Genomic DNA, 23,069 nt, shown 5'->3' on the forward strand with positions numbered 1-23,069 from the left:
TGTCATTTGGTTTTACAATTGTTACGGTTTCTGGCAGCTCAATCATTGCCGCAGTGGAAGGAGGCGCCGAATCGAGGCTTTGTCCGCCAGCATTCCGAGTGCCAAACCCAGAGTCAGGAGCTCTGCCAGCGGCAGAGCCCACAGGAATGACACCTGGTCGCGCCAGGGGAAGAGCAGCGCCAGAAATACCAGAGGAAGGACCAGGCTGCGCGCCAGCGCGAGCAGCGCCGAGCGGCGCGGCTGCCGGCAACCGGTGCACCAGGCGGACAACACCAGGTTGAGCCCGGTCAACAGGAACACCGGGGCGATCACCGGCCAGAAGCGGGCGGCATAGTCCGCCGCAGAACCCTCGAAGAACCAGTCGCTCAAGGCCGGCCCTCCCAGGAAAACCAGCGTCCACAACAGCAGCCCCTGGGTGGCGGCCAATCCCAGACCATAGTCCCGGAAGCGCCGGGCCCGGACCGGCTGCCCGGCCCCCAGATTCTGGCTGGTCAGCACATGCACCACTTCGGCCACCGCGCAGGCGAGCATGACATTGAGTAACAGGGCGTAGTGAATCAGGGCGAAGCCGGACACGGCCGCCACACCACCGGTCAGTGCCAGCAGCCAGTGCAACACGAACAGCACCACCCCCGCCGACACTTCGTTCAGAAACTCGGAAAAGCCGTTACCACAGAAAGCGATCAGGCGCCGCCAGGAAAGCCACCCCGGCCGCAGGCGCAGCGACGTTCGGCCGCTGTACAGCAGGTGTAACAACACCAGGCATTGGGTCAACTGGGCCGCCACCGTGGCGCCGGCGGCGGCGCGCAAGCCCCAGCCCAGTACCGCCAGCCCAAGCACATCCAGCAGGATGTTCACCAGTGCGCCGAGCACCAGGGCACGACTGGCCCGTTGGGGCTCGCCGGCCACCCGCAGAAAGTAGTAAAGCACCACTGCCACACTCTGGGGCGCCTGGCCGAGCAGTAACAGCTGGAAATAGGGCTTTACCAACGGTTGCAACGGCTCCGGCACCGCCAGCCAGCGCAACAACCCATCGCCAAACGTCAGCCCAAGCACGGTCACCGTCAGCCCGAACACCAGCGCCAGGCACACAGAGGCCGAGAACACCCCGCTGGCCGCGTCTCGTCGGCCCGCGCCCAGGTAGTGACCGGCCACCACGCTGGCGCCAATGGCCAGCATCAGCACGCTGCCAAACAGTAAAATCCAGAGCGGAATCAGCAGATTGACCGCCGCCAGCGCATCGGCACCCAGCCATTTGCCCACCATCAGCCCGTCCACCACCGCCGCGCTGGTCAGGGCCAGCAAGCCCAAGGTGGAAGCGCCCACATAGCGCAGGAAGGTGGGCAGGGCCGGCGCGTCAAGCGCCGGTTGGGCCCGACTCATCGCTGCCAGCGCGGTGTCGGAGGTGCACCGGTCAGGCCGCTCATGGGGCCCAGGTGACGCTCGATGGTCTCTTCAATATCCTGCAGATCGGTTTCACTTCTGGCGCGACAGAGGCAGTGCAGGATGCCCGCTTCGGCATGAAATTCACAGACGCCGATGCCGAAATCCACCTCGCCGGTGGTCTCCTGCCACTGAGCTCTGACTTTATGACTGAAGTGTTTGCACAGCCGGCGCAGTGTGCGCGCCGGCGCGGGCAGTTCCACCGCTGCCCGTGAGGTCCATGTTTGCATTGTCATCGCTCTAACCATTCGCCCGGATTGGCGCTTTGTGAGACAACAGAGACAGTCGGTAGCCCTGTCCGCGCACCGTCTGCAACGCGTCGGGCGGCATGCCCGTCGCGATCAACTTGCGACGGACCCGGCTCAGGTGCATATCGATGCTTCGGTCGTCCCGGCAATAGGATTTATTCAGCACCCAGCGGTGCAGTTCGGATTTCTTCAACAGGGTGTTGTGGTGCTCCGCCAGACACCACAGGAGTTTGAACTGGATGGCGGTCACCCGCAGGGGGCGGTCGTCGTAGCGAACCGACGCATCCTCGCGACTGAGGGACAAAGGCCCCACCACCAGTCTCTCCCGGCCCGGGTCGGCCGGCATCGGTGGGCGCTTCCGGCGCAACAGTGCCTCGGCCCGCAACTGCAGCTCCAACAGATCCGCCGACTTGGCGACAAAGTCATCGGCGCCGCGCCGAAAGGCGTCGATACACAGCGCGGGCTCATCGGCCAGAGCAATGACGGGCGTCGCCTGCCATTGACGCAACTCAGCCAGGAGCCCCCAGGGGTCGAGCGCCGAGGCATCGACGTCGAGCAACAGCAGATCGGCCTCGGTGTTGAGTACGCAGTCCAGCGCCTCACGACCGGCCCGGCAGACCACCAGCGACCAGCCCCGCGCGCGCAAGGTCGCATGTACCCGCGCCTGTAAGGTCGAGGTTTGCCCTACCCACAGCACCCTGATCTCGGATGGTCGATTCGCCCACGTTTCCATTGTGCCTCCATCGCTCTTTATCAATAATGCGAATCATACTCATTATTAAATAAAGAGCAATAGAAGCCGCTCACAAATTTGGTTACCCTTAGCCTTCACCCGACCCCGGTATCCTTATGAGCACTCAGCCTCCATTTCGACCGCTGCTGCTGGCGAGCCTACTTCTGGCCACCGGGCTGGCGGGCGGTTGGTGGCTGCGCGGAGCACTGGCGCCCGTTCCGGTCGAGGCGACCAGCCTTGCAGAACCGAGCAAGTCCGCATCGGGTTCGCCCCTCGTCAAGCCACTCTCATCACCGCCAGTGCGAGACTCATCCGTTACCTCGCCCTCCCTCAATACGCTTGAGGCGGCGACACTTCCGGACGATCCAGCTTCTGCCAACGAAGCGCCTCCCCAGCCCGCCGACTGGGCTGAGGAGATGCACGCACTTCTGGACCAGCAGGCGTTCAATGCCGCCATGGGGCTCTACCAGGAGGCGGAGCGACAGGATTCGGCCCTGGCGGGCCGACTGCGGGAGTTGGTGCTGGAGTATCTGGACGGCTATCTGCGCGCGGGCGATGACTACGCGCTGACCGCGTTGGCCGACGCCTTTTTGTCGGTGCACTACGATGATATTGACGTGTTGCTTCTGCTCGCCCGCCACCAACTCCAGTCCGACTACTGGGCCGAAGCGGCGCGCACCTTTCAGCTCACCTTCGCCTATAGCGCCACCCAGCCCGGACAACGCAGCCGCGTGAGTCAGGCGTTTGAACAATTTGTCCGGCAGGTGGACGATCAACTGGTGGGCGCGCAGCGTTGGCAGAGCCTGCTGGGCTTTTACGAGACCCTGGAACAGCTGGACCTGGGGGGTGCCGAGCAGCGCCTGCGTCTGGGCGAGCTGCACCTGCACCACGGCGACACCACCTATGGCCGCAACCTGCTGGAAGCGCTAGCCTCCCACGCCACCTTGGGCGCCCGCGCCACGGCCCTGCTCAACCACACCACCCCGCCCCCGGTGGCCGAGCGGCGCCCGCCCCCACCGGTGGGGAGCATTGAACTGGACACCATCGGCAGCCACTACCTGCTATTACTCGGGCTGGATAATCGGGAAGAGGTGCGACTGGTGATCGATACTGGCGCCAGCCTAACGACATTGACCCAACGCAGTTTTGATCGAATCAGCGCTTCGGTACGTTTTACCGAGTTAGGTCCGCAGATGTTCAATACCGCCAGCGGCACCACCCGGGGGATGGTGTATCGGGTGGACAGTGTCCAGATTGGTGATCATCGATTGAGGGATGTGCCGGTGGCGGTGTTGGACTTCAATACGCCCGATAATGTGGACGGGTTGCTTGGCATGAATGTGTTGAGCCAGTTTCGGTTTGAGGTGGATCAGGACGACGAGGTTTTGTTGTTGCAGCCGCGGCAATAGTCGGCAATACAAGGCTTTTTACTTTATCGCGAAGTGCTGCGGCTAGGTAACCGCTTGTGAGACACGCCGTAAACCCGTCCATGGGGGCTCGTCACCCGCCGTCCAGGCGGGTGACGGTCTCACAAGCGGTTACCCAGCCTCCGCGGTGTCAACGTATCGTTTCGGGAACTAGCAACCAAAAACAACTTTCCGTTTGGCACTGAGGGACGGGGAGGGGTAGACCTTTTCAAGACCGTAAGCGGAGGGACTCCGCGAGGCGAGCCCCCAGGGGCCGCTCTATGGCATCCATGCCATCGCGGCATTAGTGAATCCCTTCACGTCATGGGTTTACGGCGTGTCTTGAAAAGGTCTACCCCTTCCCGGTCGTGATGCTCCCGCCGAACATACTGCAGGGCCCGCTTAGCGTGTACAATGTTGGCCCTGTGAATTCCGATGATGGATGACCCCATGAGCGAGAAGAGAACCACCGATTTTGGCTACGAGCAGGTGGCCGTTGAGGAAAAGGCCAGCCGTGTGGCGAACGTGTTTCACTCCGTCGCGGCCCGCTATGACCTGATGAACGACCTCATGTCCGGCGGCGTCCACCGGTTGTGGAAGCGGTTTACCATCGAACTGGCAGCGGTCCGTCCCGGACAGACCATCCTTGACATTGCCGGCGGTACCGGAGACCTGAGCTACGCCTTTGCCAAAAAAGTCGGGCCGGACGGCCTGGTGGTGCTCGCCGATATCAACGAATCCATGCTCAACGTGGGTCGCGACCGGCTGACCGACCGGGGCATCGCCGGCAACCTGCAATACGCCCAGGCCGACGCCCAGTACCTGCCTTTCCCGGACAACACCTTCGACTGCATCACCATCGCCTTTGGTCTGCGCAATGTCACCGACAAGGACCTGGCACTGCGCTCCATGTTGCGGGTGCTCAAACCCGGTGGGCGGCTATTGGTACTGGAGTTCTCCAAACCACAGAACCCGCTGCTGGAAAAAGCCTACGACACCTACTCGTTCAAGCTGCTACCCTTCATGGGCAAAGTGGTCGCCAACGATGCCGACAGCTATCGCTACCTGGCCGAGTCCATCCGCATGCATCCCGATCAGGAAACCCTCAAGGGCATGATGGATGCCGCCGGCTTTGTGAACACCGAGTACCACAACATGACCGGAGGCGTGGTGGCCCTGCACAAAGGCATCAAACCCTGATATGGATGCCACGTTGACCACCGCTGCCCTGACGGCCGCCGAAACCATTGTCCAGCGCGCCCTGCGCTATGACCCCGCCAGCCGGCTCGCACTCAGCAAGCTCGAAGGGCAAGTGCTGGCACTGAACTTTACGCAACCCGAGTGGACGGTGTACGTCCTTCCCGGAGAAGCGGGCCTGAGTTTCAGCAGTCATTGGGAAGGCGATATTCAAACGCGACTGACCGGCCCACTGAAAAACTTTATCGGCCTGGCGCGCGGCGAACAGACCAGTCTGGCGGGCTCCGGTGTGCAACTGGAAGGCAGGCCCCATCTGGTTCAGTCACTGCAACGTACTCTCGGACAACTGGATATTGACTGGGAAGAAGCCCTGAGTGAAGTGCTCGGCGATGTGCTCGGTCATCAGGGTGCGGAACTGCTGCGCTCGGGAGGCCATTGGCTAAAGGCGCGAGACAGCCAGGCCCGTCGACTGCTGGGCGAGTTCATTACCCAGGAGGCGGGGCTGGTTCCCGGTCGCGCCGAGCAGGACAATTTCTATCGGGAAGTGGACGAGCTGGCCTTGGCGCTGGAGCGCACCGAAGCGAGAATTCAACACTTGCAGACTCTTTTGCACCGAACCACTAAGGACTAAGCGTGTTAGTCGTACTCCGTCGCCTGCTCACCATCAGTTTCGTCATCTGGCGCTACCGGCTGGATCTGTTGATTCCGCCCGGTCAGTTGCCCTGGTACGTGCGGCTGTTCCTGCTGCCTTGCAAACTCAAGCCCGCCGGCAAGATGACCCGGGGTGAGCGACTGCGCCGGGCACTGGAAGACCTGGGCCCGATTTTCATCAAGTTTGGTCAGCTGCTCTCAACCCGTCCGGATCTGGTGCCGCCGGACATGATGGACGATCTGAATCGACTGCAGGACAAGGTGCCTCCGTTCGACAAGTCCGAATTTCGCGCTCTGGTTGAGCGAGGCCTGGGGGAAAGTGTCGACACGGTGTTTGCCAGCTACGAGCAGGAACCGCTCGCGTCAGCGTCGGTGGCCCAGGTGCACGGCGCCACTCTGCACAACGGCCAACGAGTGGTCATTAAAATTGTCCGCCCCGGTATCGAGCGGATCATCGAGCAGGACGTGCGTCTGCTGATGATGATCGCCCGACTGGTGGAGCGCTACAGCATCGACGGCAAACGCCTGCACCCGGTGGATGTGGTACGCGACTACCGCAATACCATTTTTGATGAGCTGGATCTGCAACGCGAAGCGGCCAATGCCTCCCAGCTTCGCCGCAATTTCGATGGCTCTGCGCTCCTGTATGTTCCGGAAATCTACTGGGACTACACGCGCAATAACGTGCTGGTGATGGAGCGCATTCATGGCATCCCCGTGACCCATATTGATGAACTTCACGCTCAGGGCACGGATATGAAAGCGCTGGCCGAACGCGGTGTGGAGATATTTTTCAAGCAGGTGTTCGAGCACAACTTTTTCCACGCGGACATGCATCCGGGCAACATTTTTGTCGCCACTGAAAACCCGGAATACCCCAAGTACATTGCCGTGGATATGGCCATTGTCGGCTCCCTGACCCGGGAAGATCAGTACTACCTGGCGCGCAACCTGCTCGCCATGTTCCGGCGCGACTACCGGCAGGTCGCCGAGCTGCATGTGCAAAGCGGCTGGGTACCCGAGGGCACCCGGGTCGAGGAACTCGAAGCGGCGGTGCGCACCGTGTGCGAGCCCATTTTTGAAAAACCGCTGAAAGACATTTCATTCGGGCACCTGTTGATGAGCCTGTTCCGCACCGCGCGCCGGTTCGATATGGAAGTTCAGCCGCAACTGGTGTTGTTGCAGAAAACCCTGCTCAATATTGAAGGGCTGGGCCGCCAGCTCTATCCGGATCTGGATCTGTGGGTCACCGCCCACCCCTTCCTCGAGCGCTGGCTGAAAGATCGCTTCCACCCCAAAGCACTGTGGGGACAGTTCCAGCGCTACGCGCCGGAGTGGATGGAAAAATTTCCTCAGGTGCCGGAGCTGATTTTCGGTGGCCTGCAACAATTGCAGAGCCTGAGCAAGGTATCCCATCACCTGGAAGCCCAGACCCAGGAGCTGCAGCGCCAGCAGCAGAACCGGCGCCGGGGACGTCGGCGCACCGTCATTGCCACCCTGGCACTGATCGGCTCCGGCATTACCGCTTGGCCCCATTTAGGGGGTCCCCTCACCGCCTGGGCCGAACGCATTGACTGGGGGCAGATTCCTCCAGAAAGCTGGGCCTTGTTGACCCTAGGTTTGGCGGTCTTGATCCTGCGCAAATAAAGGATGATTATTGCGCCACTCCTTATGGATTTTCTTTCGGCAATAGGCTACTGTTGATTAGAGCTGACAATACGAAGGGGCACACATAGCCCCCATCAACACAACGCCGTGACCGAGAGTGAGACATGCCTGATTATCGCGCAACCGGCCGCGCTTGCGCGTCCCGCTGGTTGTCTCTGCCTGCCCTTTGGCTGACCATCAACCTCGCCCCTTTGGCCAACGAGCCCTCCTGCACTCTGCACGATGGCAAGGATGTTCCGAGTGTACAGCTGCCACTGCGCCATGAGGCCAGGCACGAACATCGCGGTTACTACGAAGGCTTGCTGCAACTGGCCCTGGATAAATTCGAAACCGAGTACGGCCCCTGCCATGTAACCGTTCCGGAGAGCTACAAACCGCAAGTACGCCGCTACTTGGACCTTGAACGTAAAACCGGCGCCGACATCATTGATGCAACAGCCACGCCGGAGCGCAGCGAACGCTTTCGGGCGATACCGGTACCTCTGTTGAAGGGGTTGATGGGTTACCGACTGTTTTTTATCCGGGAATCAGATAAAGAGGCCTTCTCCAACATTCAATCTCTGGATGACCTGCGCGCATTTCGGGCCGGACAAGGGGAAAGCTGGTTTGATGTCACGCTGCTCAAGGCCCACGACATTCCCGTGGTCACCGCACCGAAATACGAATCCCTGTTTCGGATGCTGCAGGCGGAGCGATTCGATTTTTTCCCGCGTGGCGCTCAGGAAATTCTAGACGAGCAGGACAATTTTGATACCGAGGGCTTGATCATCGAACCGGATTTACTGCTGGCCTATCCCGCCCCGGTTTATTTTTACGTCCATAAAGACAATGTCGCGCTGGCGGACCGGGTGGAAACCGGATTGCGGCGAGCCGTGAACGATGGCTCCTTCGATCAGTATTATTATAGCCACCCCATGGTCCGCAAAGTGTTTACCGAGCTGAACCTGTTCGAGCGAACCACCCTATACCTGTGTCACCCTCATCACCGGGATCCGGACTTACTTCAGCAAGCCGACACCTGGGTTCGCCCCTGGCCAAAACGCCTGTGTGACAATGCGGGTATTCCTACACTTGATTAGACCGTTTTCGTTGTGGAGCCATCATTCACCGTGAGCCAGCCTTTGCTACCGATACATCAAGAGGTTTCCGTCTCTGACCAGAGCGGCCCAGGCACATCCCAAAACCTTTGGTTTTTTCAGGCGCTGGCGGTCCTCATAATGAGTCTGCCCTTCCTCCTGTTCAGTGTCCCGGCCACCGCCGCCTGCCAACTGGGCCCCAACACGGTTTCGGATCAACTGGTACTCCCGCTTCGTTCGGAAGTCCGCCACGACCATCACAACTACTTTGGCCAACTGTTACAACTGGCGCTGGATAAAACCGCCCAGGACCATGGTCCCTGTGAGGTCATCCTGTCTCAACAGGCCAAACCCCAGGCACGCCTGTATCAGGAACTGTCCCGCCAGGAAAACATTCACATCATTGACGCCACGGTCATGCCCGAGCGCAACAAGCGCTTCCGGGCCATTCCCTTTCCGCTGTTGAAAGGTCTGATGGGGTACCGCATTGCGTTTATCCGGGCCGATGATCAACCCCGGTTCAACCAGGTGAAAAAGCTGGAGGACTTGCGCGCGTTTCGGGCCGGACAGGGGGACACCTGGTTCGATGTGCAGGTACTGCGAATGCACGGCATTCCCGTCACCACAACCAGTAAATACGAGTCCCTGTTCCGGATGCTGCGGGCGGGGCGTTTTGATTTCTTTCCGCGCGGGGCACAGGAAGTGATGAGCGAAGCGGAGAGTTTTGATATCAGCGGCCTGGCCGTCGAGTCGAGCCTGGTGCTAGCCTATCCTTGGCCGGTGTACTTTTACGTCAACAAAGAGCATACCCTGTTGGCCGAACGGGTTGAAGAAGGCCTGAAGCGCGCGCGAGCCGACGGCTCGTTCGATGAATTTTTCCGGGCTCACCCGCTGATCATCGCCGTATTTGAACAGCTTAACCTAGAGCAGCGCACCCTACTCTATCTGTGCAATCCGCAACACAGTGACCCGGCCCTGCTTCAACAGAGCGATGCCTGGATACGCCCCTGGCCCAAAGATCTGTGCGCCCGTTTCAGCCTCGACGCCGCCACCGTCAACTAGACAGCATGAAGGTCACGGGTCCATCGTTCTGCAGACTGACCTGCATATCGGCGGCGAACACCCCGGTGGCGACCGGGTCGTGAAACTCACGGGCCCGACTGACAAAATGATCGTACAGCGATTCCGCCAACGCTGGCGAGCCGGCCCGCGAGAAACTCGGGCGCAGGCCCTTGCGGGTATCGGCCGCCAGCGTGAACTGTGAGACCACCAGCAGCCCGCCGCCGGCCTGCTGCAAGTTCAGGTTCATTTTCCCCTCCGCATCCGGGAACACACGATAAGCCAGAACCTTTTTCAACAACGCCTCGGCGCTCGCCTCATCGTCTTCTTTTTCGACCCCCAGGAATAACAGCAGTCCGGAATCAATCCGGCCTACCGTTTGCCCCTCCACCTCAACACTGGCGTGTTTGACACGCTGAATCAGACCCAACATCGAAAGCGACCTCAGGCCAGGTTATCTTCTTCGTGGCGCAACCGACGAACCATATCTTCGGTGGCCCGCACCAGGGCATCGACGGTGCCGGGTTCGGACGCCGAATGCCCGGACTCGCGGATGATCTGCAACTCGGCGTCGGGCCAGGCCTGCTGTAGCTCGAACGCATTGTCCAGCGGACACACCATGTCGTATCGGCCGTGGACAATCACCCCCGGGATACCGGACAACCGATGGGCGTTGCGCACAATCTGATCCGGTTCCAGAAAGGCCTGATTCACGAAGTAGTGCGCTTCGATACAGGCCAGGGCCAGGGCGCGATGGGGCTTGGAGAAGGACTCCACCACCTCGTGATTGGGTCGCAGGGTGGCACAGCGTCCCTCCCAGATGGACCAGGCCTTGGCCGCCCCCATCTTGAGCAGATCGTTGTCGCCGGTGAGCAATCGGTAGTAGGCCGAAATCAGTTCGCCCCGGTCGGCTTCGGCAATCGGCTGCAGGAAGTCCTTCCAGTAATCGGGAAATACATGGGCGGCCCCGCCCTGATAAAACCACGCCAGATCCTTCGGCCGGCACAGAAAAATGCCCCTGAGGATCAGCCCGAGGACCCGCTCCGGGTGGGTTTCGGCATACACCAAGCTGAGCGTCGAGCCCCAGGAGCCGCCAAACAGGACCCACTTCTCCACCCCCAGAAAGCGGCGAATCTCCTCCATGTCGTCCACCAGCGCCTGGGTGTTGTTACCCTCCAGGCTGGCGTGGGGGGTGGATCGACCGGCACCGCGCTGATCAAACAGGATGATGCGATAACACTCCGGGTCAAAGTAGCGACGATCATACCGCCCACAGCCGGCACCGGGCCCACCATGAACGAACAGCACCGGGATGCCATCGGGGTTACCGGACTCATCCACGTAAAGCTGATGACCATCGCCAACCGGAACCTGGTGGCGCTCGTAAGGTTTGATTTCGGGGAAGTAGGTGAGCATAGTGGCCCTTTGCTGCTGTGCCAGAAACGGTTTTTATAAACTCGATGTGCCTTTATAACCCAGTGTAGAGAAGATGCAACCCCCGCGCCGCGAACGGCGGCAGATTCCGGATCAACTGTGGCGCCAAAGACTTTTCCAGCGCCGTCATCCATGCTTTAATGGTCACCCTGAATATAAGATAGACGCCCGCCGTTCAGGCCGGGCCCAAACATGACAGGTCATGCTTATGAACCCCATCTCCCGACGCAAATTCCTGCTGGGCAGCGCTTCCCTGGCGGCCCTGGCCAACCTCAAGGCCTGTGCCATCAATGGTGCCGCCGAACGCACCGGACTGAAAAATCTCTACGGGGATGACTTCCTGGTGGGCACCGCCATCAGCAATCAGACTCTGGCCAACGACGACCAGTACCTGAAAACCCTGATCGCCAAGGAGTTCAACTCCATCACCGCCGAGAACTGCATGAAGTCCGCGCTGGTACAACCCCGCCAGGGCGAGTGGGACTGGGAGCTGGCGGACCGCTTTGTCGAGTTCGGCCAGCAGCACAATATGGACATCGTCGGTCACGCCCTGGTGTGGCACTCCCAGGTGCCTGAGGACTTTTTCGTCTACCCCAACGGCCGCCCCATCGACCGTCAGGAGCTGATCAAGCGGATGGATACCCACATTCGCACCCTGATGGAACGCTACAAGGGCAAGATCAAGATATGGGATGTGGTCAACGAAGCGATCGATGAAGACAAGGGCTGGAGAGAGAGCGCCTGGTTCAAAACCATGGGCGGCGCCGATTATGTCGAGCGCGCCTTCCGCCTGGCCCACGAAATGGACCCGGACGCGCACCTGATCTACAACGACTACAATATGCATAACCCGGGCAAGCGGGAGTTTTTGGTGAACGTGTTGCGCGATTACAAAAAGCGCGGCGTGCCGATTCACGGCGTGGGCCTGCAGAGCCACGTGGGCCTGGACTACCCGGACCTGAGTGAATTCGAAGCCAGCATCGAGGCCTACGCCGCCGAGGGCATGCGCATTCACTGCACCGAGCTGGAAGTGGACGTGCTGCCGGTCGCCTGGGAGCACACCGGGGCGAACATTTCGGACAACTTCGAGTATGCCGATGAGCTGAACCCCTACGTCGACGGTCTGCCCGCGGACATGCAGGAGCGACTGACCGAACGCTACGTCGAAATGTTCAAGCTGTTCCTCAAGCACCGGGACAAGATCGACCGGATTACCCTCTGGGGCAGCCACGATGGCGAGTCATGGAAAAACAACTTCCCGGTGGGCGGTCGTACCAACTACCCACTGCTGTTCGACCGGGACAAGCAGCCCAAACCGGCCTACTTCGCCGTGGCAGACCTCAAGCGCTGAGTTCGTATCCTTCTGAGCGCGCGGGCCTCCGGCCCCGCGCTTAACCCTTCTTCACACTGCCTGTGCTAGGCTGTACACACCATTCTTCACAGTGCCTGACATCCTCGCCCACTGATTCAAACCCATTTGGGCTGCGTATCATCAGGTCACACCCTTTTTCACTGATTTAAGGAGACTGACCATGGCTTCACTACTGACCCGCCTATCGCCCGTGCTGGCCTGCGCCGCACTGGGCCTGATGGCCGCTGGCGCTCAGGCGGACGACCACGCCACCATCATCGAAACCGAGAAAGCCAAGCTGAAGGTCACCACGGTCACCGACGGGCTGCGTAACCCCTGGGGTATCGCCTTCCTGCCCGGCGGTGACATGCTGGTCACCGAGCGCTCCGGCGACCTGCGGATTGTCGGCGCCGACGGTACCAAGGGTCCCGCACTCAAAGGCCTGCCCGAGATCGCCAGCCGCGGCCAGGGCGGCCTGCTGGATGTGGCCATTGACCCCGACTTTGTCGACAACCGTTGGGTATACTTCAGCTTCTCCGAACCCGGCGAAGGCGGCACCAGCACCGCCGTTGCCCGTGGCAAGCTGATGCCCAACGCCCAGGATGAACTGCAGGGCGTGGAGGTCATTTTCAGCCAGCAACCCAAAGTGCGCAGCAATGGCCACTTCGGCTCCCGCCTGGTGTTCCGCGACGACGGCACCCTGTTTATCACCATGGGGGATCGCCAGCAGGATTTTGAAGACAACTATCCCCAGGAGCTGAACAGCCACATCGGCACCGTGGCCCGCATCCACCCCGATGGCAGCGTGCCCGATGACAACCCGTTCGTGGGCGATAAAGACGCCCAGCCGGAAATCTGGTCCTACGGCCACCGCAACGTCCAGGGCGCTGATCTGCACCCGGACACCCGCGAGCTCTGGACTGGCGAACACGGCCCCCAGGGCGGTGATGAAATCAACGTGACCCGGGCCGGTAACAATTACGGCTGGCCGATCATCACCTACGGCGAACAGTACGGTGGTGGCAAGATTGGTGAAGGCACCGAAAAAGAAGGCATGGAGCAGCCGGTGCATTACTGGGATCCGTCCATCGCCAACGCCGGGATGGTTTTCTACACTGGCAATCAGTTCCCCGAGTGGCGGGGCAACCTGCTGGTTACTGCCCTCAAGTTCCAACTGGTATCGCGCCTCGAGCTTGATGGCGAGAAAGTGACCCACGAGGAGCGGATGTTCGATGAAAGCATCGGCAAGCGCCTGCGGGACATTGAGCAAGGACCGGATGGCAATCTGTACCTGTTGACCGACGATCGCAATGGGGAAATTCTGAAGGTTGAGCCGGCGAAGTAGGCAGCAGGCTGAAGCAATGGTAGGAATTGTCGGGTTACGGCCTTTGGCCTAACCCGACCTACATAGCTCACCGCCACACTTTCAGTAGGTCGGGTTAGGCCAAAGGCCGTAACCCGACGCAAGGAGCTAGCGGTGATCCTGCTCCACCAACACCAACGGAATCTCACTCATCGTCTCTTCCGGCGTCGGCCGCCCCACCATTTCATCGTAGGGTGTCTGCATCACCAACCAGGCTTTATCGGCTCCGTGCTGAGCCAACCACCGCTTGGCCGCATACAGGCTGGGAAACTTCTCCGCCCGCCCACGGGCATCGCGCACCACCTCGATCTCGTCCGCCCAACCCACCGGCGTTTCGGTATAACCGACCAGGTAATGCGCACAGTCGGCAAAACTCATCACCACCGCACGACGCTCCGAACGACTCGCTTCAGGGATCATTTTGCGCCTCCTCAGGCAAGGTACACAGGTAGCGGCCACTGCCGTACAGCCGCTTGAAACGCCGTTTCGCCCAGCGCCGGTACACCCGATCGACCACCGGGCCGAACACCGGCCAACGTAGCGGCTTGAGTAGCCACCCCACGCGGGTGTAACGCCAGGCCTCAACGCTGGCATCGGCGCCCATCAGCCACTGACCATCGGGCAGGCGCAGATGCAGTTGACGCAACATGGCCTCGCGCTGCTCCGCCGGGAGCTGCCACTGCTTGTGGATATCCAGCAAACGCAGCTGCGCTGACTTGAGACGTTTCAATAAAGTCATCTCTCGCTGACACAAAGGGCACAAACCGTCGTAATACAAGGTGGCAAGGGTCTGCCCAGGCTGTGGAGTGGGAATATCTGCTTCTATTGAGCGCTTAGCAGTAGAACGATTCATCTCGGGTACAACCTCTTATCCATTGCTCGAGAATACGCTTGCCAGGGACCGCTGGATCAAACCAGAACCGGCGGTAGCATTATTCCCCGCAACCCGTTATGTTTGCGGTCAGGCCAACAGACAGGAGACTTCATGAGCCAGCAATACCGGGCGGTCAACGACCGCGTCGAAGAGCGTTTTCACAACCCCTCGGATGAGACCCGCCGCACCCAACAGAAAACCGGGGTGCTGCTCACTAACCTGGGCACGCCCGACGCCCCCACTGCGCCGGCACTGCGCCGCTACCTGGCGGAGTTCCTGTCCGACCCACGGGTCATTGAAGTCCCGCGCCTGCTGTGGAAAATCATCCTCCACGGCATCATCCTGCGAGTGCGACCGAAGAAGTCCGCTGAAGCCTACGCCTCGGTCTGGAGCGATGAAGGCTCACCACTGCTGGTGATCAGCCAACACCAGCGCGGTGCCGTGCAAAAAGCCCTTGGGGATGAGGTGATCGTCAAACTCGCCATGCGCTATGGCAACCCATCCATACCCAAGGTAATGAGGGAATTTCAGGAGCTGGGTATCCGGCGCATCGTGGTGCTGCCGCTGTATCCCCAATACGCCGCCCCCACCACAGCCTCCACCTTCGACGCCCTGGCCGATGAGTTGAAAACCTGGCGCTGGGTCCCCTCGATCAGCTTCATCAGCGGCTACGTGGACAATCCGCTGTACATCAGCGCCCTGGCCCAGAGCGTGCAGGACCATATCAACGAGCACGGCATGCCGGAGAAATTTCTGTTCTCCTACCACGGCACGCCCAAGCGCTATCTCGACAACGGAGATCCGTATCACTGCCTCTGCCACAAGACCACCCGTCTGGTGCGGGAAAAGCTGGGGCTGGAAGAGTCGCAGTGCATGACTACCTTCCAGTCCCGTTTCGGTCGGGAAGAGTGGCTCAAGCCCTACACCGATGAAACCCTCAAGCAGCTTCCAAAGGATGGCATCAAGCACATTGCCATACTCTCACCGGCGTTCAGTGCCGACTGCCTGGAGACACTGGAAGAGCTGGAAGAGGAAAACCGCGAGTATTTTATGGAAGCCGGCGGCGAGACCTATCATTACATTCCAGCCTTGAATGACCGGGAAGACCATATTGCAGCCATTGTGGATGTGTTGCGTCGGGAGCTTTAATCCGCCCTTAGTAACGGCGGGTGCGCTTCGATACCGCTGCGCTCGGCCCCTACGTAAACTGCGGAGGTCGCGTAGGGCGGGTAAGCGAAGCGCACCCGCCGTGACCCTCCCGCGATGCTATAATCGCGCGTTTTAACTCAACCACACCTTCGCCTATGTCCCGCGCCCGTTTCGAGAAATTCAAACAGGTCCTGCGCCAGCGTCAGCACGATATGACGCTGCTGACCGATCAGGTTCACAAAGCCCAGAATATTTCCGCCATGCTGCGCACCGCCGATGCCGTGGGTATGGCGGAAATCCATATGGTCCAACCTAGTCGAGGTCGGCTGGTTTATCACCACACCGCCGGGGGCAGCGGGCGCTTTACCGGTACCGTCGTCCACCCGGACATTCAGACCGGCATGGGTGTGCTTCGGGACAAGGGCTTCAAACTCTACGCCGCGCACTGGTCCGACCGCGCCATGCACTACCGGGAGGCCGATTACACCCAGCCCTTCGCGCTGGTGATGGGGGCTGAAAAAGAAGGCCTGAGCGACTACGCCGCCGAGCAGGCCGACGAGCACCTGACCATTCCCATTATTGGCATGGTGGAGAGTTACAACGTGAGTGTGGCTGCCGCAATCATTCTGCAGGAGGCCATGCACCAACGTCAGCAGCGGGGTATGTACGATCGCGAACTGGACGAGTGGGATCCGGCGGTGCGGGAGATTCTGTTTCGCTGGATGCACCCGCAGATGGTCCGCTATTGCGAGCGCTACGGACTGCCCTTCCCGGACATGGATGAAGACGGCGATATGATTCCACCCAAAGACGAGCGCTATCGAAGCCCTAAAGGCTAGATGACCGTGCGCAGCATTTCGATGGCCAGCCCCACCAGCAACAGGGCAAACAACCGCTTGAGCCAGGTCACCGGTAGCCGGTGCGCCAACCTGGCACCCACGGGCGCGGTCAGGTAGCTCATGGACGCAATCGCCAGCACGGCGGGCCAATAAACATAGCCCAGGGTATGCGCCGGTAACCCCGGCACCCCCCACCCATTCACCATATACCCGATGGCACCGGCCACGGCGATGGGCAGCCCCACCGCCGCCGAGGTGCCAATGGCTACTGGCAGGCGCACATTGCACCAGGTCAGAAACGGCACGGTCAGGGTGCCGCCACCAATGGCCACCAGCGCCGAGACGCCGCCGATACCCGACGCCACACCGACCAGCCCAGGCGTTCCGGGCAACTGGCGGGAAGGTTCGGGACGACGGTTCAGAATCATCTGCAAGGCGACATAGGCCATGAACACCGAAAAGAAGATCGCTAGCGGTTTCGGGGTCAACCAGGCCGCCAGGAAGGTGGCCGCGAAGGTCCCCACCAACACCCCCGGTGCCATGCGTGCCACCACGGGCCAGAGCACCGCTTTGTGACCGTGATGGGCCCGCAAGCTGGCTACCGCCGTGGGCACAATGGCGGCCATGGACGTGCCCAAAGCCAGGTGCACCAGATGCGCCTCGGGTAGCCCCTGAGCCGCAAACAGCAAGGTGAGCACCGGAACCATCAGGCCACCACCGCCGATGCCGAACAGGCCGGCCACCAACCCGGTGACCACCCCCAGCGCCATAAACCCCAGCAACCATTCCAGCATCAATAAGCTCCGGTCATGTCCTCGTACAGAAGCGACGCCATGACAAAGGGCCCGACCGCCTTGGGGTCATCTGCCCGGCGCGGCTCGCTGATGTAATAGTCATAGGTGCCCTCCCGGTATGGATCACCACCCAACCCGGCAACCGCACAGACGTTGGTGATGCTGATCGTTCCGTCATCGTTATGGCGGATAAATTCATCCACCACTCGCTGATAAGCACTCAGCCCCAAAGCTCGATACCGCTCGTCGATATAACCCTGCTCGCTGCCTTTGAGCAGGAAGTAAGTGAACATGGTTGACGCCGAAGACTCGAGGTAATTACCGTCGCGCCCACCCATATTCACCACCTGCCACCAGACACCCGACTCCGGGTCGCGATGGGTTTCGATGGCGCGGGCCATTTTGTCGGCGATATCCAGCATCACGTCGCGGTCGGGGTGTTGCTCCGGCAGGTCATCAAGTACATCGACAATCGCCATGGCCAACCAGCCCATGGCCCGCCCCCAGGGCAGCTCAGACAGCCCCGTCTCGGAATCCGCCCAACGCTGCTCCCGACTTTCATCCCAGCCGTGATAGAAAAACTGCCCCTCGGCGTTCCAGTGATGTTTCGCCACCAGACGGAACTGATTGATGATGTCATCGTACAGCTCGGGCTCACCATAGGTGGCCGCATACCGGGAAAGAAACGGCGTGCCCATATACAGGCCGTCGAGCCACATCTGATGCGGGTACACCTTTTTGTGCCAGAAGCCGCCCTCACTCGTGCGCGGATGGTCGCGCATCTGACCGCGCAATTGCTCGATCGCCAGCCAGTACTTGTCTTCGCCGGTTTCCTGATGAAGTCCGATCAGAAACTTGCCCGGATTCACCCGATCAATGTTGTACAGGCTCTGGTCGTAAGTTCTGATATCGCCGTCGTCGCTGATCATGAAGTCGGCGAAGTCTTCCAGGTAATCGAAAAACCGCTCCTCGCCGGTAGCCCGCCACACGCGTTCGTGGGCGGTCATCATCAGGCCATGGGTGTATTCCCATTTGGGGGTTTCCCGAAAATCGACCATCCAGCCTTCGGGGTTGCGTTCAATGTCGGAGTCGGCCATCCAGACGGATAGCGGTCGGTTGGTGGTTGAAACGGAAGGATTGGTGTTGGTATTGATAGTGCAGGCGTACAGAGCAGCGACGGACAGCAAGACTATGCTGGCCAAACGCCAAAAGGGTTGATAATTCATTGTCTCTCTCCCGGTTTTGGTTTTTGTACCGGGACTATAGCGGGTATGGGGGACGTTTCAAAGAGCTGAAAAACGTTGTCAGAGGGTCCGGTGCTTGTGGGGATAACGTCAGGTTACGGCGGGTGCGCGCTTTGCGCTTACCACGCCCTACGCGAGCAAAGACGAAGAAGCTGGCACGTAGGCGTGCGTGGGGTAAACCCTATGGAGACTCTCGGAGACATGGATGTCGACGAGAAGCCCCCATGGATGGGTTCACGGCGGGTCTATGAACCACATACCTCCACCCCACCGCACCGTCTAAGAACCACTTCTTTGGGTCTTACTTCTTCGCGCGCTTACGCTCGTTTTCGGTGAGCAGTTTTTTGCGCAGGCGGATGCTCTCTGGCGTAACTTCCACCAGCTCGTCATCCTCGATGAACTCCAGCGCCTGCTCCAGGGTATGACGAACCGGTGGCGACAGGGTCAGGTTCTCATCGGTGCCGGAGGCACGCACGTTGGTCAGTTGCTTCGCCTTGGTCGGATTCACCACCAGATCATTGTTCCGCGAATGCAGACCAACGATCTGACCTTCATAGACCTCAACGCCAGCGTCAATGAACAGACGGCCGCGATCCTGCAGCGGGTGCAGACCGTAAGCCAGCGTCTTGCCCTTGACCATAGAAACCAACACGCCGTTCTGACGCTTGTGGTCCTCACCCGCTTTGACCGGGCCGTAGTGGTCAAAAATACTGGTCATGATGCCCGAACCGGAGGTCAGGGTCAGGAACTGGCCGCGGAAGCCGATCAGACCGCGCGAGGGAACCATGAACTCCAACTTCACCCGACCTTTACCGTCCGGCTCCATATTGGTCATTTCCGCTTTGCGCAGGCCCAGCTCTTCCATCACCGCGCCCTGGTGCTGTTCTTCAACGTCGATCACCACCTGCTCGAACGGCTCCTGGATCTGGCCGTCGATTTCCTTCTGGATAACTTCCGGGCGGGAAACACCCAGCTCAAAGCCTTCCCGGCGCATGTTTTCAATCAACACCGACAGGTGCAGCTCACCGCGACCGGAGACCACGAACTTGTCCGGGCTGTCGCCCTGACGAACCCGCAGAGCCACGTTGTGAATCAATTCCTGATCCAGACGCTCGCGGATGTTGCGTGAGGTGACGAACTTGCCTTCCTTACCGGCGAAGGGCGAGTCGTTGACCTGGAAGGTCATGCTGACAGTGGGCTCGTCCACACTCAATGCGGGCAGCGGATCGACATTCTCCGGGCTGCACAGAGTGTCGGAGATATCCAGACCATCAATACCAGTGATACAGACGATGTCGCCGGCGGTGGCGCGCGTGGTTTCCACCCGCTCCAGGCCGTGATAGCCCATCACCTGCAAGACCTTGGCCTTGCGGGTTTTCCCGTCGGGACGAGCCACAATCACCTGCTGGTTGGGCGAGAGGCTGCCGCGGGTAATGCGGCCCACACCGATGACGCCCACATAGCTGTTGTAGTCCAGTGCAGAAACCTGCATCTGGAAATCGCCTTCGATGTCAACATCCGGTGCCTTCACGTTATCGACGATCATCTGGAACAGCGGGGTCATGTCGTCGGCCAGCTCGTCCGGCTCCATGCCCGCCACACCGTTCAGGGCCGAGGCGTAGATGATCGGGAAATCGAGCTGCTCGTCGGTGGCGCCCAGACGGTCAAACAGGTCGAACACCTGGTCCACGGCCCAGTCCGGACGGGCGCCGGGGCGGTCAACCTTGTTCACTACCACAATCGGGTGCAGGCCTTTTTCAAAGGCCTTGCTGGTCACGAAGCGGGTCTGGGGCATGGGGCCGTCGACGGCGTCTACCAGCAGCAGCACCGAGTCCACCATGGACAGTACCCGCTCGACCTCACCGCCGAAGTCGGCGTGTCCGGGGGTGTCCACGATGTTGATGCGGTAGTCATTCCAGCGAATGGCCGTGTTTTTGGCCAGAATGGTAATGCCGCGTTCACGCTCCTGATCGTTGGAATCCATGATCCGCTCGGCGCCTTCGCTGCGTCGGTCCAGGGTGCCGGATTGGGACAGCAGTTTATCGACCAGGGTGGTTTTGCCGTGGTCAACGTGGGCGATAATGGCGATGTTACGCAAATTCTGAATAGCGGATTGGTCTGTCATGAAAACTCTCAGGAGGGAGGACTCTGGAAAAAGGCGGGCATTATACCTGCCAGAAGGCTTCACAGATATGAAAATTGCGGGAAAAGTGCGTAAAAAGACAAAAAAGTCCTTTCAGAGCGGCCCGAAAGGGCCTTACAAACCAAACATTCCCTTCTCTTCCTCGCCCGGCGCGATGAACTGGGTGCCGTCTTTGGCATATTGGAACAGTTCGATGTCCGTTGAGTCGGTGGCGGTAAAGCAGTTGATGAAGGTTTCCAGCGCCACGCCTTCTCGGGTGCGGCTGGGATAGATATCCGCCTCCATGAACACCTTGTACTGATTGTCCCCACGGTCGAGGCGGCTGGAAAACCGGTCCACTCGCAGGTTGGTCAGCCGGCGCCCGAACACCTCCCGGGCGTGAGCCGTACAGACCGCCTCGGCATCCGTCAGCGTTGTATGCCGGTACCGGGCCTCCTCGGCGTCGCGCGAGCCCCACAGCCCTGCGGGAATACCGGTGACGTACAGCGTTGAGCCGACCGAGAGAAATACCAACAGAAAAGCGATGCCCACCAGCGCCCATTTCTGGCCGGCAGATTCATTTCGGGACCGCGCAGCGGGTCGGGACATGCTCTGACTCTCCTGAGGCGGCCCTACTCCGGCCGATAAACACCAATATTGCGATGGCCTGCATCCATCAGGTGGGCCGCGTGCAGCTGACTCATCACCCCTTTTTCGCAGTACAGCAGGTAGCGGCGCTGCGGATCCAGCTTCCCGAACTGACCATTAAGCCTGAAAAACGGAATTTCCAGCAACTGATCTCCGGTCAACGCGAGGGGCTTGAGCCCCGCTTCGTCGGGATGGCGAATATCAATGACCACATCGCCCTCGCCCACCTGCGGCTCAACCGCCACATCCAGTTCCGTTTCACCTGCATCCACCAAGTGATGTATCGGCGTCTGCGCGCGATCCTCAAGGGCCCGCTCCAACACGGTGAAATCGAAGCGGGCCTCTTCGGACTCCACCCGGTGCAATTTGGCGTTGGTGGTCGGGCGCACCGAAATCACCCCGCAGTACTCCGGCACATTCGCCGAGTAGGTTTCGGTGCCAATATCCCGGGACAACTGGATGATATCCCGCTTGTCCATGGCAATCAGCGGCCGTAGCACCAGGGTATCCGTGGCCCGATCAATGGCGTTCAGATTGGGGATGGTCTGGCTGGACACCTGGGCGACACTCTCACCGGTCACCAGGGCCTTCAGGTCCAGCTCTTCGGCAACCCTGCTGGCGGCGCGCAGCATCATCCGCTTGAGGATCACCCCCATGTAGGCGTTGTCGACCTTTTCCAGAATCTCGGCAACCACCCCTTCGAAGGGCACGGTGACAAACTGAACATTGTGGGAGGCGCCGTACTTCTGCCACAGGTAGTAAGACACCTCCTTGACCGCCATCTCGTGGGCATGACCGCCGAGGCTGAAAAAGCAGAAGTGGGTGCGCATACCCCGCTTCATGGTGAGGTAGCTCGCCACAATGGAGTCGAAGCCACCGGACACCAGAGACAGGACGCCATCGTTCTGAGCGCCCAGGGGGTAGCCACCGAGCCCGCGGCGCAAATTCTCCAGCACAAACAGCCACTGGCGCTTGACCTCCAGCCGCACGGTAATGTCCGGGTCGCGCAGTTTGACGCCCGCCGCCTGGGTCTGCTGCAGCAGCCCGCCGCCGACATAGCGCTCGATGTCGGTGGAGCTGAAGTCGTGCTTACCACTGCGCTTGACCCGCACACAGAAGGTCTTGCCCGCCAGAGCCTCGGCCCAGTGGGCCCGGGTTTTGGCCAGAATATCGTCCAGATCCCCCAGAGGGTAGGCCTGCACCAACGCAAAGGCGTCGATACCCGGCGTGCGGGCCAGTACATCGGCCACCTGCCGCGTCAGCCGCTCGTCGGCCCCAGGAGCCTGCACTTCGACCTTTTCCCAGTCCCGCTTGACCTGAATATCCTCCGACAGCGGCTGCAAAAGCCGACGCAGGTTGTCGCGCAGCTGCTTGATAAAGCGCTTGCGCACCGGCGGACTCTTGATAATGATTTCGGGAAAAACCTTGACGATAAAATGCATGAACGCCTACTGTTGAAGAACTTGTCTTGCGGGAGAGGCGCGCATTATAAATCATGCGGCCACCCCAAACAAAAAGATCGGGCGCACCACAATGGTGCGAAACTGCTATTTTATGCACCACTTTAGGACACACAGACATCCATCTTGGTGCAGGAACCACGCTGAATGCCCCGATCTGCCGCTTTTGCGCACGATGGCACACATCTTGCCCCTTTATCGCACACTGGCGCTGGCAAGATCGTCACAATCCGATGTAGCCGCCAGCGTGAAAACACGGTTTAATGCACAGGTTTTCTTATCCGTAGCCCCCGGGCTATTCTCAATTGGA

General features: G+C 60.2%; 22 protein-coding genes. 10 read left to right on the plus strand and 12 right to left on the minus strand.

The annotated features are described in order from the left end of the window. Positions 1–42: 42 nt before the first annotated feature. From EDC38_RS14040 to EDC38_RS14050, 3 genes are read right to left on the minus strand one after another with little or no spacing between them, the layout of a single operon-like run. The gene (locus EDC38_RS14040; protein WP_123639188.1) at positions 43–1,383 is read right to left on the minus strand and encodes an MATE family efflux transporter; all 1,341 of its coding nucleotides are present in this window, start codon (positions 1,381–1,383) and stop codon (positions 43–45) included. Next, the gene (locus EDC38_RS14045) at positions 1,380–1,673 is read right to left on the minus strand and encodes a DUF2218 domain-containing protein (protein WP_170162946.1); all 294 of its coding nucleotides are present in this window, start codon (positions 1,671–1,673) and stop codon (positions 1,380–1,382) included. The genes EDC38_RS14040 and EDC38_RS14045 overlap by 4 nt, the downstream gene beginning before the upstream one ends. 10 nt (positions 1,674–1,683) lie before the next feature. Continuing rightward, complete coding sequence (locus EDC38_RS14050; protein WP_123639190.1) at positions 1,684–2,424, minus strand: response regulator transcription factor; 741 nt, start codon at positions 2,422–2,424, stop codon at positions 1,684–1,686. Between the two features lie 116 nt (positions 2,425–2,540). Between EDC38_RS14050 and EDC38_RS14055 the strand changes: the two genes are divergently transcribed. The 6 genes from EDC38_RS14055 (at position 2,541) to EDC38_RS14080 (ending at position 9,484) form a co-directional block, all read left to right on the plus strand. Next, entirely contained in the window at positions 2,541–3,833 is a 1,293-nt protein-coding gene (locus tag EDC38_RS14055; protein WP_123639191.1) for a retropepsin-like aspartic protease, read from the plus strand. Between the two features lie 447 nt (positions 3,834–4,280). Continuing rightward, entirely contained in the window at positions 4,281–5,030 is a 750-nt protein-coding gene (ubiE, locus tag EDC38_RS14060) for a bifunctional demethylmenaquinone methyltransferase/2-methoxy-6-polyprenyl-1,4-benzoquinol methylase UbiE (protein ID WP_024462140.1), read from the plus strand. 1 nt (position 5,031) lies between these two features. Next, complete coding sequence (locus EDC38_RS14065) at positions 5,032–5,658, plus strand: ubiquinone biosynthesis accessory factor UbiJ (protein WP_123639192.1); 627 nt, start codon at positions 5,032–5,034, stop codon at positions 5,656–5,658. Positions 5,659–5,660: 2 nt separating this feature from the next. Continuing rightward, the gene (gene ubiB, locus EDC38_RS14070) at positions 5,661–7,325 is read left to right on the plus strand and encodes a ubiquinone biosynthesis regulatory protein kinase UbiB (protein WP_123639193.1); all 1,665 of its coding nucleotides are present in this window, start codon (positions 5,661–5,663) and stop codon (positions 7,323–7,325) included. A 125-nt stretch (positions 7,326–7,450) separates the two neighbouring features. Next, positions 7,451–8,425 (plus strand): substrate-binding periplasmic protein, encoded by a 975-nt coding sequence (locus EDC38_RS14075; RefSeq protein WP_123639194.1) that lies wholly within the window; start codon positions 7,451–7,453, stop codon positions 8,423–8,425. 138 nt (positions 8,426–8,563) lie between these two features. After that, positions 8,564–9,484 carry a type 2 periplasmic-binding domain-containing protein gene (locus EDC38_RS14080; protein WP_123639195.1) on the plus strand — a complete coding sequence of 307 codons (921 nt, stop codon included), beginning with the start codon at positions 8,564–8,566 and terminating at the stop codon, positions 9,482–9,484. Here the strand turns inward: EDC38_RS14080 and dtd are convergent. Together dtd and pip are read right to left on the minus strand one after the other, a co-directional pair. Continuing rightward, the gene (gene dtd, locus EDC38_RS14085) at positions 9,477–9,914 is read right to left on the minus strand and encodes a D-aminoacyl-tRNA deacylase (RefSeq protein ID WP_123639196.1); all 438 of its coding nucleotides are present in this window, start codon (positions 9,912–9,914) and stop codon (positions 9,477–9,479) included. The genes EDC38_RS14080 and dtd overlap by 8 nt on opposite strands. Positions 9,915–9,925: 11 nt before the next feature. Next, positions 9,926–10,897: a prolyl aminopeptidase gene (pip, locus tag EDC38_RS14090; protein ID WP_123639197.1), complete on the minus strand. Its 972-nt coding sequence runs from the start codon at positions 10,895–10,897 to the stop codon at positions 9,926–9,928. 226 nt (positions 10,898–11,123) lie between these two features. Between pip and EDC38_RS14095 the strand changes: the two genes are divergently transcribed. Both EDC38_RS14095 and EDC38_RS14100 read left to right on the plus strand, forming a co-directional pair. After that, positions 11,124–12,266: an endo-1,4-beta-xylanase gene (locus EDC38_RS14095; RefSeq protein ID WP_123639198.1), complete on the plus strand. Its 1,143-nt coding sequence runs from the start codon at positions 11,124–11,126 to the stop codon at positions 12,264–12,266. Between the two features lie 181 nt (positions 12,267–12,447). After that, positions 12,448–13,611, plus strand: a complete 1,164-nt coding sequence (locus EDC38_RS14100) for a PQQ-dependent sugar dehydrogenase (RefSeq protein ID WP_246004448.1) — start codon at positions 12,448–12,450, stop codon at positions 13,609–13,611. Positions 13,612–13,737: 126 nt separating this feature from the next. Here the strand turns inward: EDC38_RS14100 and EDC38_RS14105 are convergent, their stop codons facing one another. Together EDC38_RS14105 and EDC38_RS14110 are read right to left on the minus strand one after the other, a co-directional pair. Beyond that, positions 13,738–14,049 carry a DUF6482 family protein gene (locus tag EDC38_RS14105; protein ID WP_024462131.1) on the minus strand — a complete coding sequence of 104 codons (312 nt, stop codon included), beginning with the start codon at positions 14,047–14,049 and terminating at the stop codon, positions 13,738–13,740. Beyond that, positions 14,039–14,482 carry a thiol-disulfide oxidoreductase DCC family protein gene (locus tag EDC38_RS14110; protein WP_081666169.1) on the minus strand — a complete coding sequence of 148 codons (444 nt, stop codon included), beginning with the start codon at positions 14,480–14,482 and terminating at the stop codon, positions 14,039–14,041. The genes EDC38_RS14105 and EDC38_RS14110 overlap by 11 nt, the downstream gene beginning before the upstream one ends. A 132-nt stretch (positions 14,483–14,614) precedes the next feature. On the opposite strand from EDC38_RS14110, the gene hemH reads away from it, so the two are divergent. Next, complete coding sequence (gene hemH / locus EDC38_RS14115) at positions 14,615–15,652, plus strand: ferrochelatase (protein WP_123639199.1); 1,038 nt, start codon at positions 14,615–14,617, stop codon at positions 15,650–15,652. A gap of 155 nt (positions 15,653–15,807) precedes the next feature. Continuing rightward, positions 15,808–16,491: a TrmH family RNA methyltransferase gene (locus tag EDC38_RS14120; protein ID WP_123639200.1), complete on the plus strand. Its 684-nt coding sequence runs from the start codon at positions 15,808–15,810 to the stop codon at positions 16,489–16,491. Here the strand turns inward: EDC38_RS14120 and EDC38_RS14125 are convergent. The 5 genes from EDC38_RS14125 to thiI form a co-directional block, all read right to left on the minus strand. Further along, on the minus strand, positions 16,488–17,285 hold the full coding sequence (locus EDC38_RS14125; protein ID WP_246004449.1) for a sulfite exporter TauE/SafE family protein: 798 nt from the start codon (positions 17,283–17,285) through the stop codon (positions 16,488–16,490). The genes EDC38_RS14120 and EDC38_RS14125 overlap by 4 nt on opposite strands. Then, positions 17,285–18,511: a glycoside hydrolase family 88/105 protein gene (locus tag EDC38_RS14130; RefSeq protein WP_123639202.1), complete on the minus strand. Its 1,227-nt coding sequence runs from the start codon at positions 18,509–18,511 to the stop codon at positions 17,285–17,287. Before EDC38_RS14130 ends, EDC38_RS14125 begins: the two co-directional genes overlap by 1 nt. Positions 18,512–18,830: 319 nt before the next feature. Next, a complete protein-coding gene (gene typA, locus EDC38_RS14135; protein ID WP_036161415.1) occupies positions 18,831–20,654 on the minus strand; it encodes a translational GTPase TypA in 1,824 nt (607 codons plus the stop codon). Between the two features lie 132 nt (positions 20,655–20,786). Then, positions 20,787–21,260 carry a hypothetical protein gene (locus EDC38_RS14140; protein WP_123639203.1) on the minus strand — a complete coding sequence of 158 codons (474 nt, stop codon included), beginning with the start codon at positions 21,258–21,260 and terminating at the stop codon, positions 20,787–20,789. Between the two features lie 23 nt (positions 21,261–21,283). Further along, entirely contained in the window at positions 21,284–22,741 is a 1,458-nt protein-coding gene (gene thiI / locus EDC38_RS14145; RefSeq protein WP_123639204.1) for a tRNA uracil 4-sulfurtransferase ThiI, read from the minus strand. Between the last annotated feature and the right edge of the window lie 328 nt (positions 22,742–23,069).

The organism is Marinimicrobium koreense, from assembly GCF_003762925.1.
Classification (GTDB): Bacteria; Pseudomonadota; Gammaproteobacteria; order Pseudomonadales; family Cellvibrionaceae; genus Marinimicrobium; species Marinimicrobium koreense.

Coding starts and splice junctions, on each gene's coding strand:
- hemH (WP_123639199.1), top strand. CDS start 14,615: ATGAGCCAGCAATACCGGGCGGTCAACGACCGCGTCGAAGAGCGTTTT.
- EDC38_RS14110 (WP_081666169.1), bottom strand. CDS start 14,482: ATGAATCGTTCTACTGCTAAGCGCTCAATAGAAGCAGATATTCCCACT.
- EDC38_RS14075 (WP_123639194.1), top strand. CDS start 7,451: ATGCCTGATTATCGCGCAACCGGCCGCGCTTGCGCGTCCCGCTGGTTG.
- EDC38_RS14040 (WP_123639188.1), bottom strand. CDS start 1,383: ATGAGTCGGGCCCAACCGGCGCTTGACGCGCCGGCCCTGCCCACCTTC.
- EDC38_RS14080 (WP_123639195.1), top strand. CDS start 8,564: ATGAGTCTGCCCTTCCTCCTGTTCAGTGTCCCGGCCACCGCCGCCTGC.
- EDC38_RS14050 (WP_123639190.1), bottom strand. CDS start 2,424: ATGGAAACGTGGGCGAATCGACCATCCGAGATCAGGGTGCTGTGGGTA.
- EDC38_RS14055 (WP_123639191.1), top strand. CDS start 2,541: ATGAGCACTCAGCCTCCATTTCGACCGCTGCTGCTGGCGAGCCTACTT.
- EDC38_RS14045 (WP_170162946.1), bottom strand. CDS start 1,673: ATGCAAACATGGACCTCACGGGCAGCGGTGGAACTGCCCGCGCCGGCG.
- dtd (WP_123639196.1), bottom strand. CDS start 9,914: ATGTTGGGTCTGATTCAGCGTGTCAAACACGCCAGTGTTGAGGTGGAG.
- pip (WP_123639197.1), bottom strand. CDS start 10,897: ATGCTCACCTACTTCCCCGAAATCAAACCTTACGAGCGCCACCAGGTT.
- ubiE (WP_024462140.1), top strand. CDS start 4,281: ATGAGCGAGAAGAGAACCACCGATTTTGGCTACGAGCAGGTGGCCGTT.
- EDC38_RS14065 (WP_123639192.1), top strand. CDS start 5,032: ATGGATGCCACGTTGACCACCGCTGCCCTGACGGCCGCCGAAACCATT.
- thiI (WP_123639204.1), bottom strand. CDS start 22,741: ATGCATTTTATCGTCAAGGTTTTTCCCGAAATCATTATCAAGAGTCCG.
- EDC38_RS14130 (WP_123639202.1), bottom strand. CDS start 18,511: ATGAATTATCAACCCTTTTGGCGTTTGGCCAGCATAGTCTTGCTGTCC.
- typA (WP_036161415.1), bottom strand. CDS start 20,654: ATGACAGACCAATCCGCTATTCAGAATTTGCGTAACATCGCCATTATC.
- EDC38_RS14105 (WP_024462131.1), bottom strand. CDS start 14,049: ATGATCCCTGAAGCGAGTCGTTCGGAGCGTCGTGCGGTGGTGATGAGT.
- EDC38_RS14120 (WP_123639200.1), top strand. CDS start 15,808: ATGTCCCGCGCCCGTTTCGAGAAATTCAAACAGGTCCTGCGCCAGCGT.
- EDC38_RS14100 (WP_246004448.1), top strand. CDS start 12,448: ATGGCTTCACTACTGACCCGCCTATCGCCCGTGCTGGCCTGCGCCGCA.
- EDC38_RS14125 (WP_246004449.1), bottom strand. CDS start 17,285: ATGCTGGAATGGTTGCTGGGGTTTATGGCGCTGGGGGTGGTCACCGGG.
- EDC38_RS14095 (WP_123639198.1), top strand. CDS start 11,124: ATGAACCCCATCTCCCGACGCAAATTCCTGCTGGGCAGCGCTTCCCTG.
- EDC38_RS14140 (WP_123639203.1), bottom strand. CDS start 21,260: ATGTCCCGACCCGCTGCGCGGTCCCGAAATGAATCTGCCGGCCAGAAA.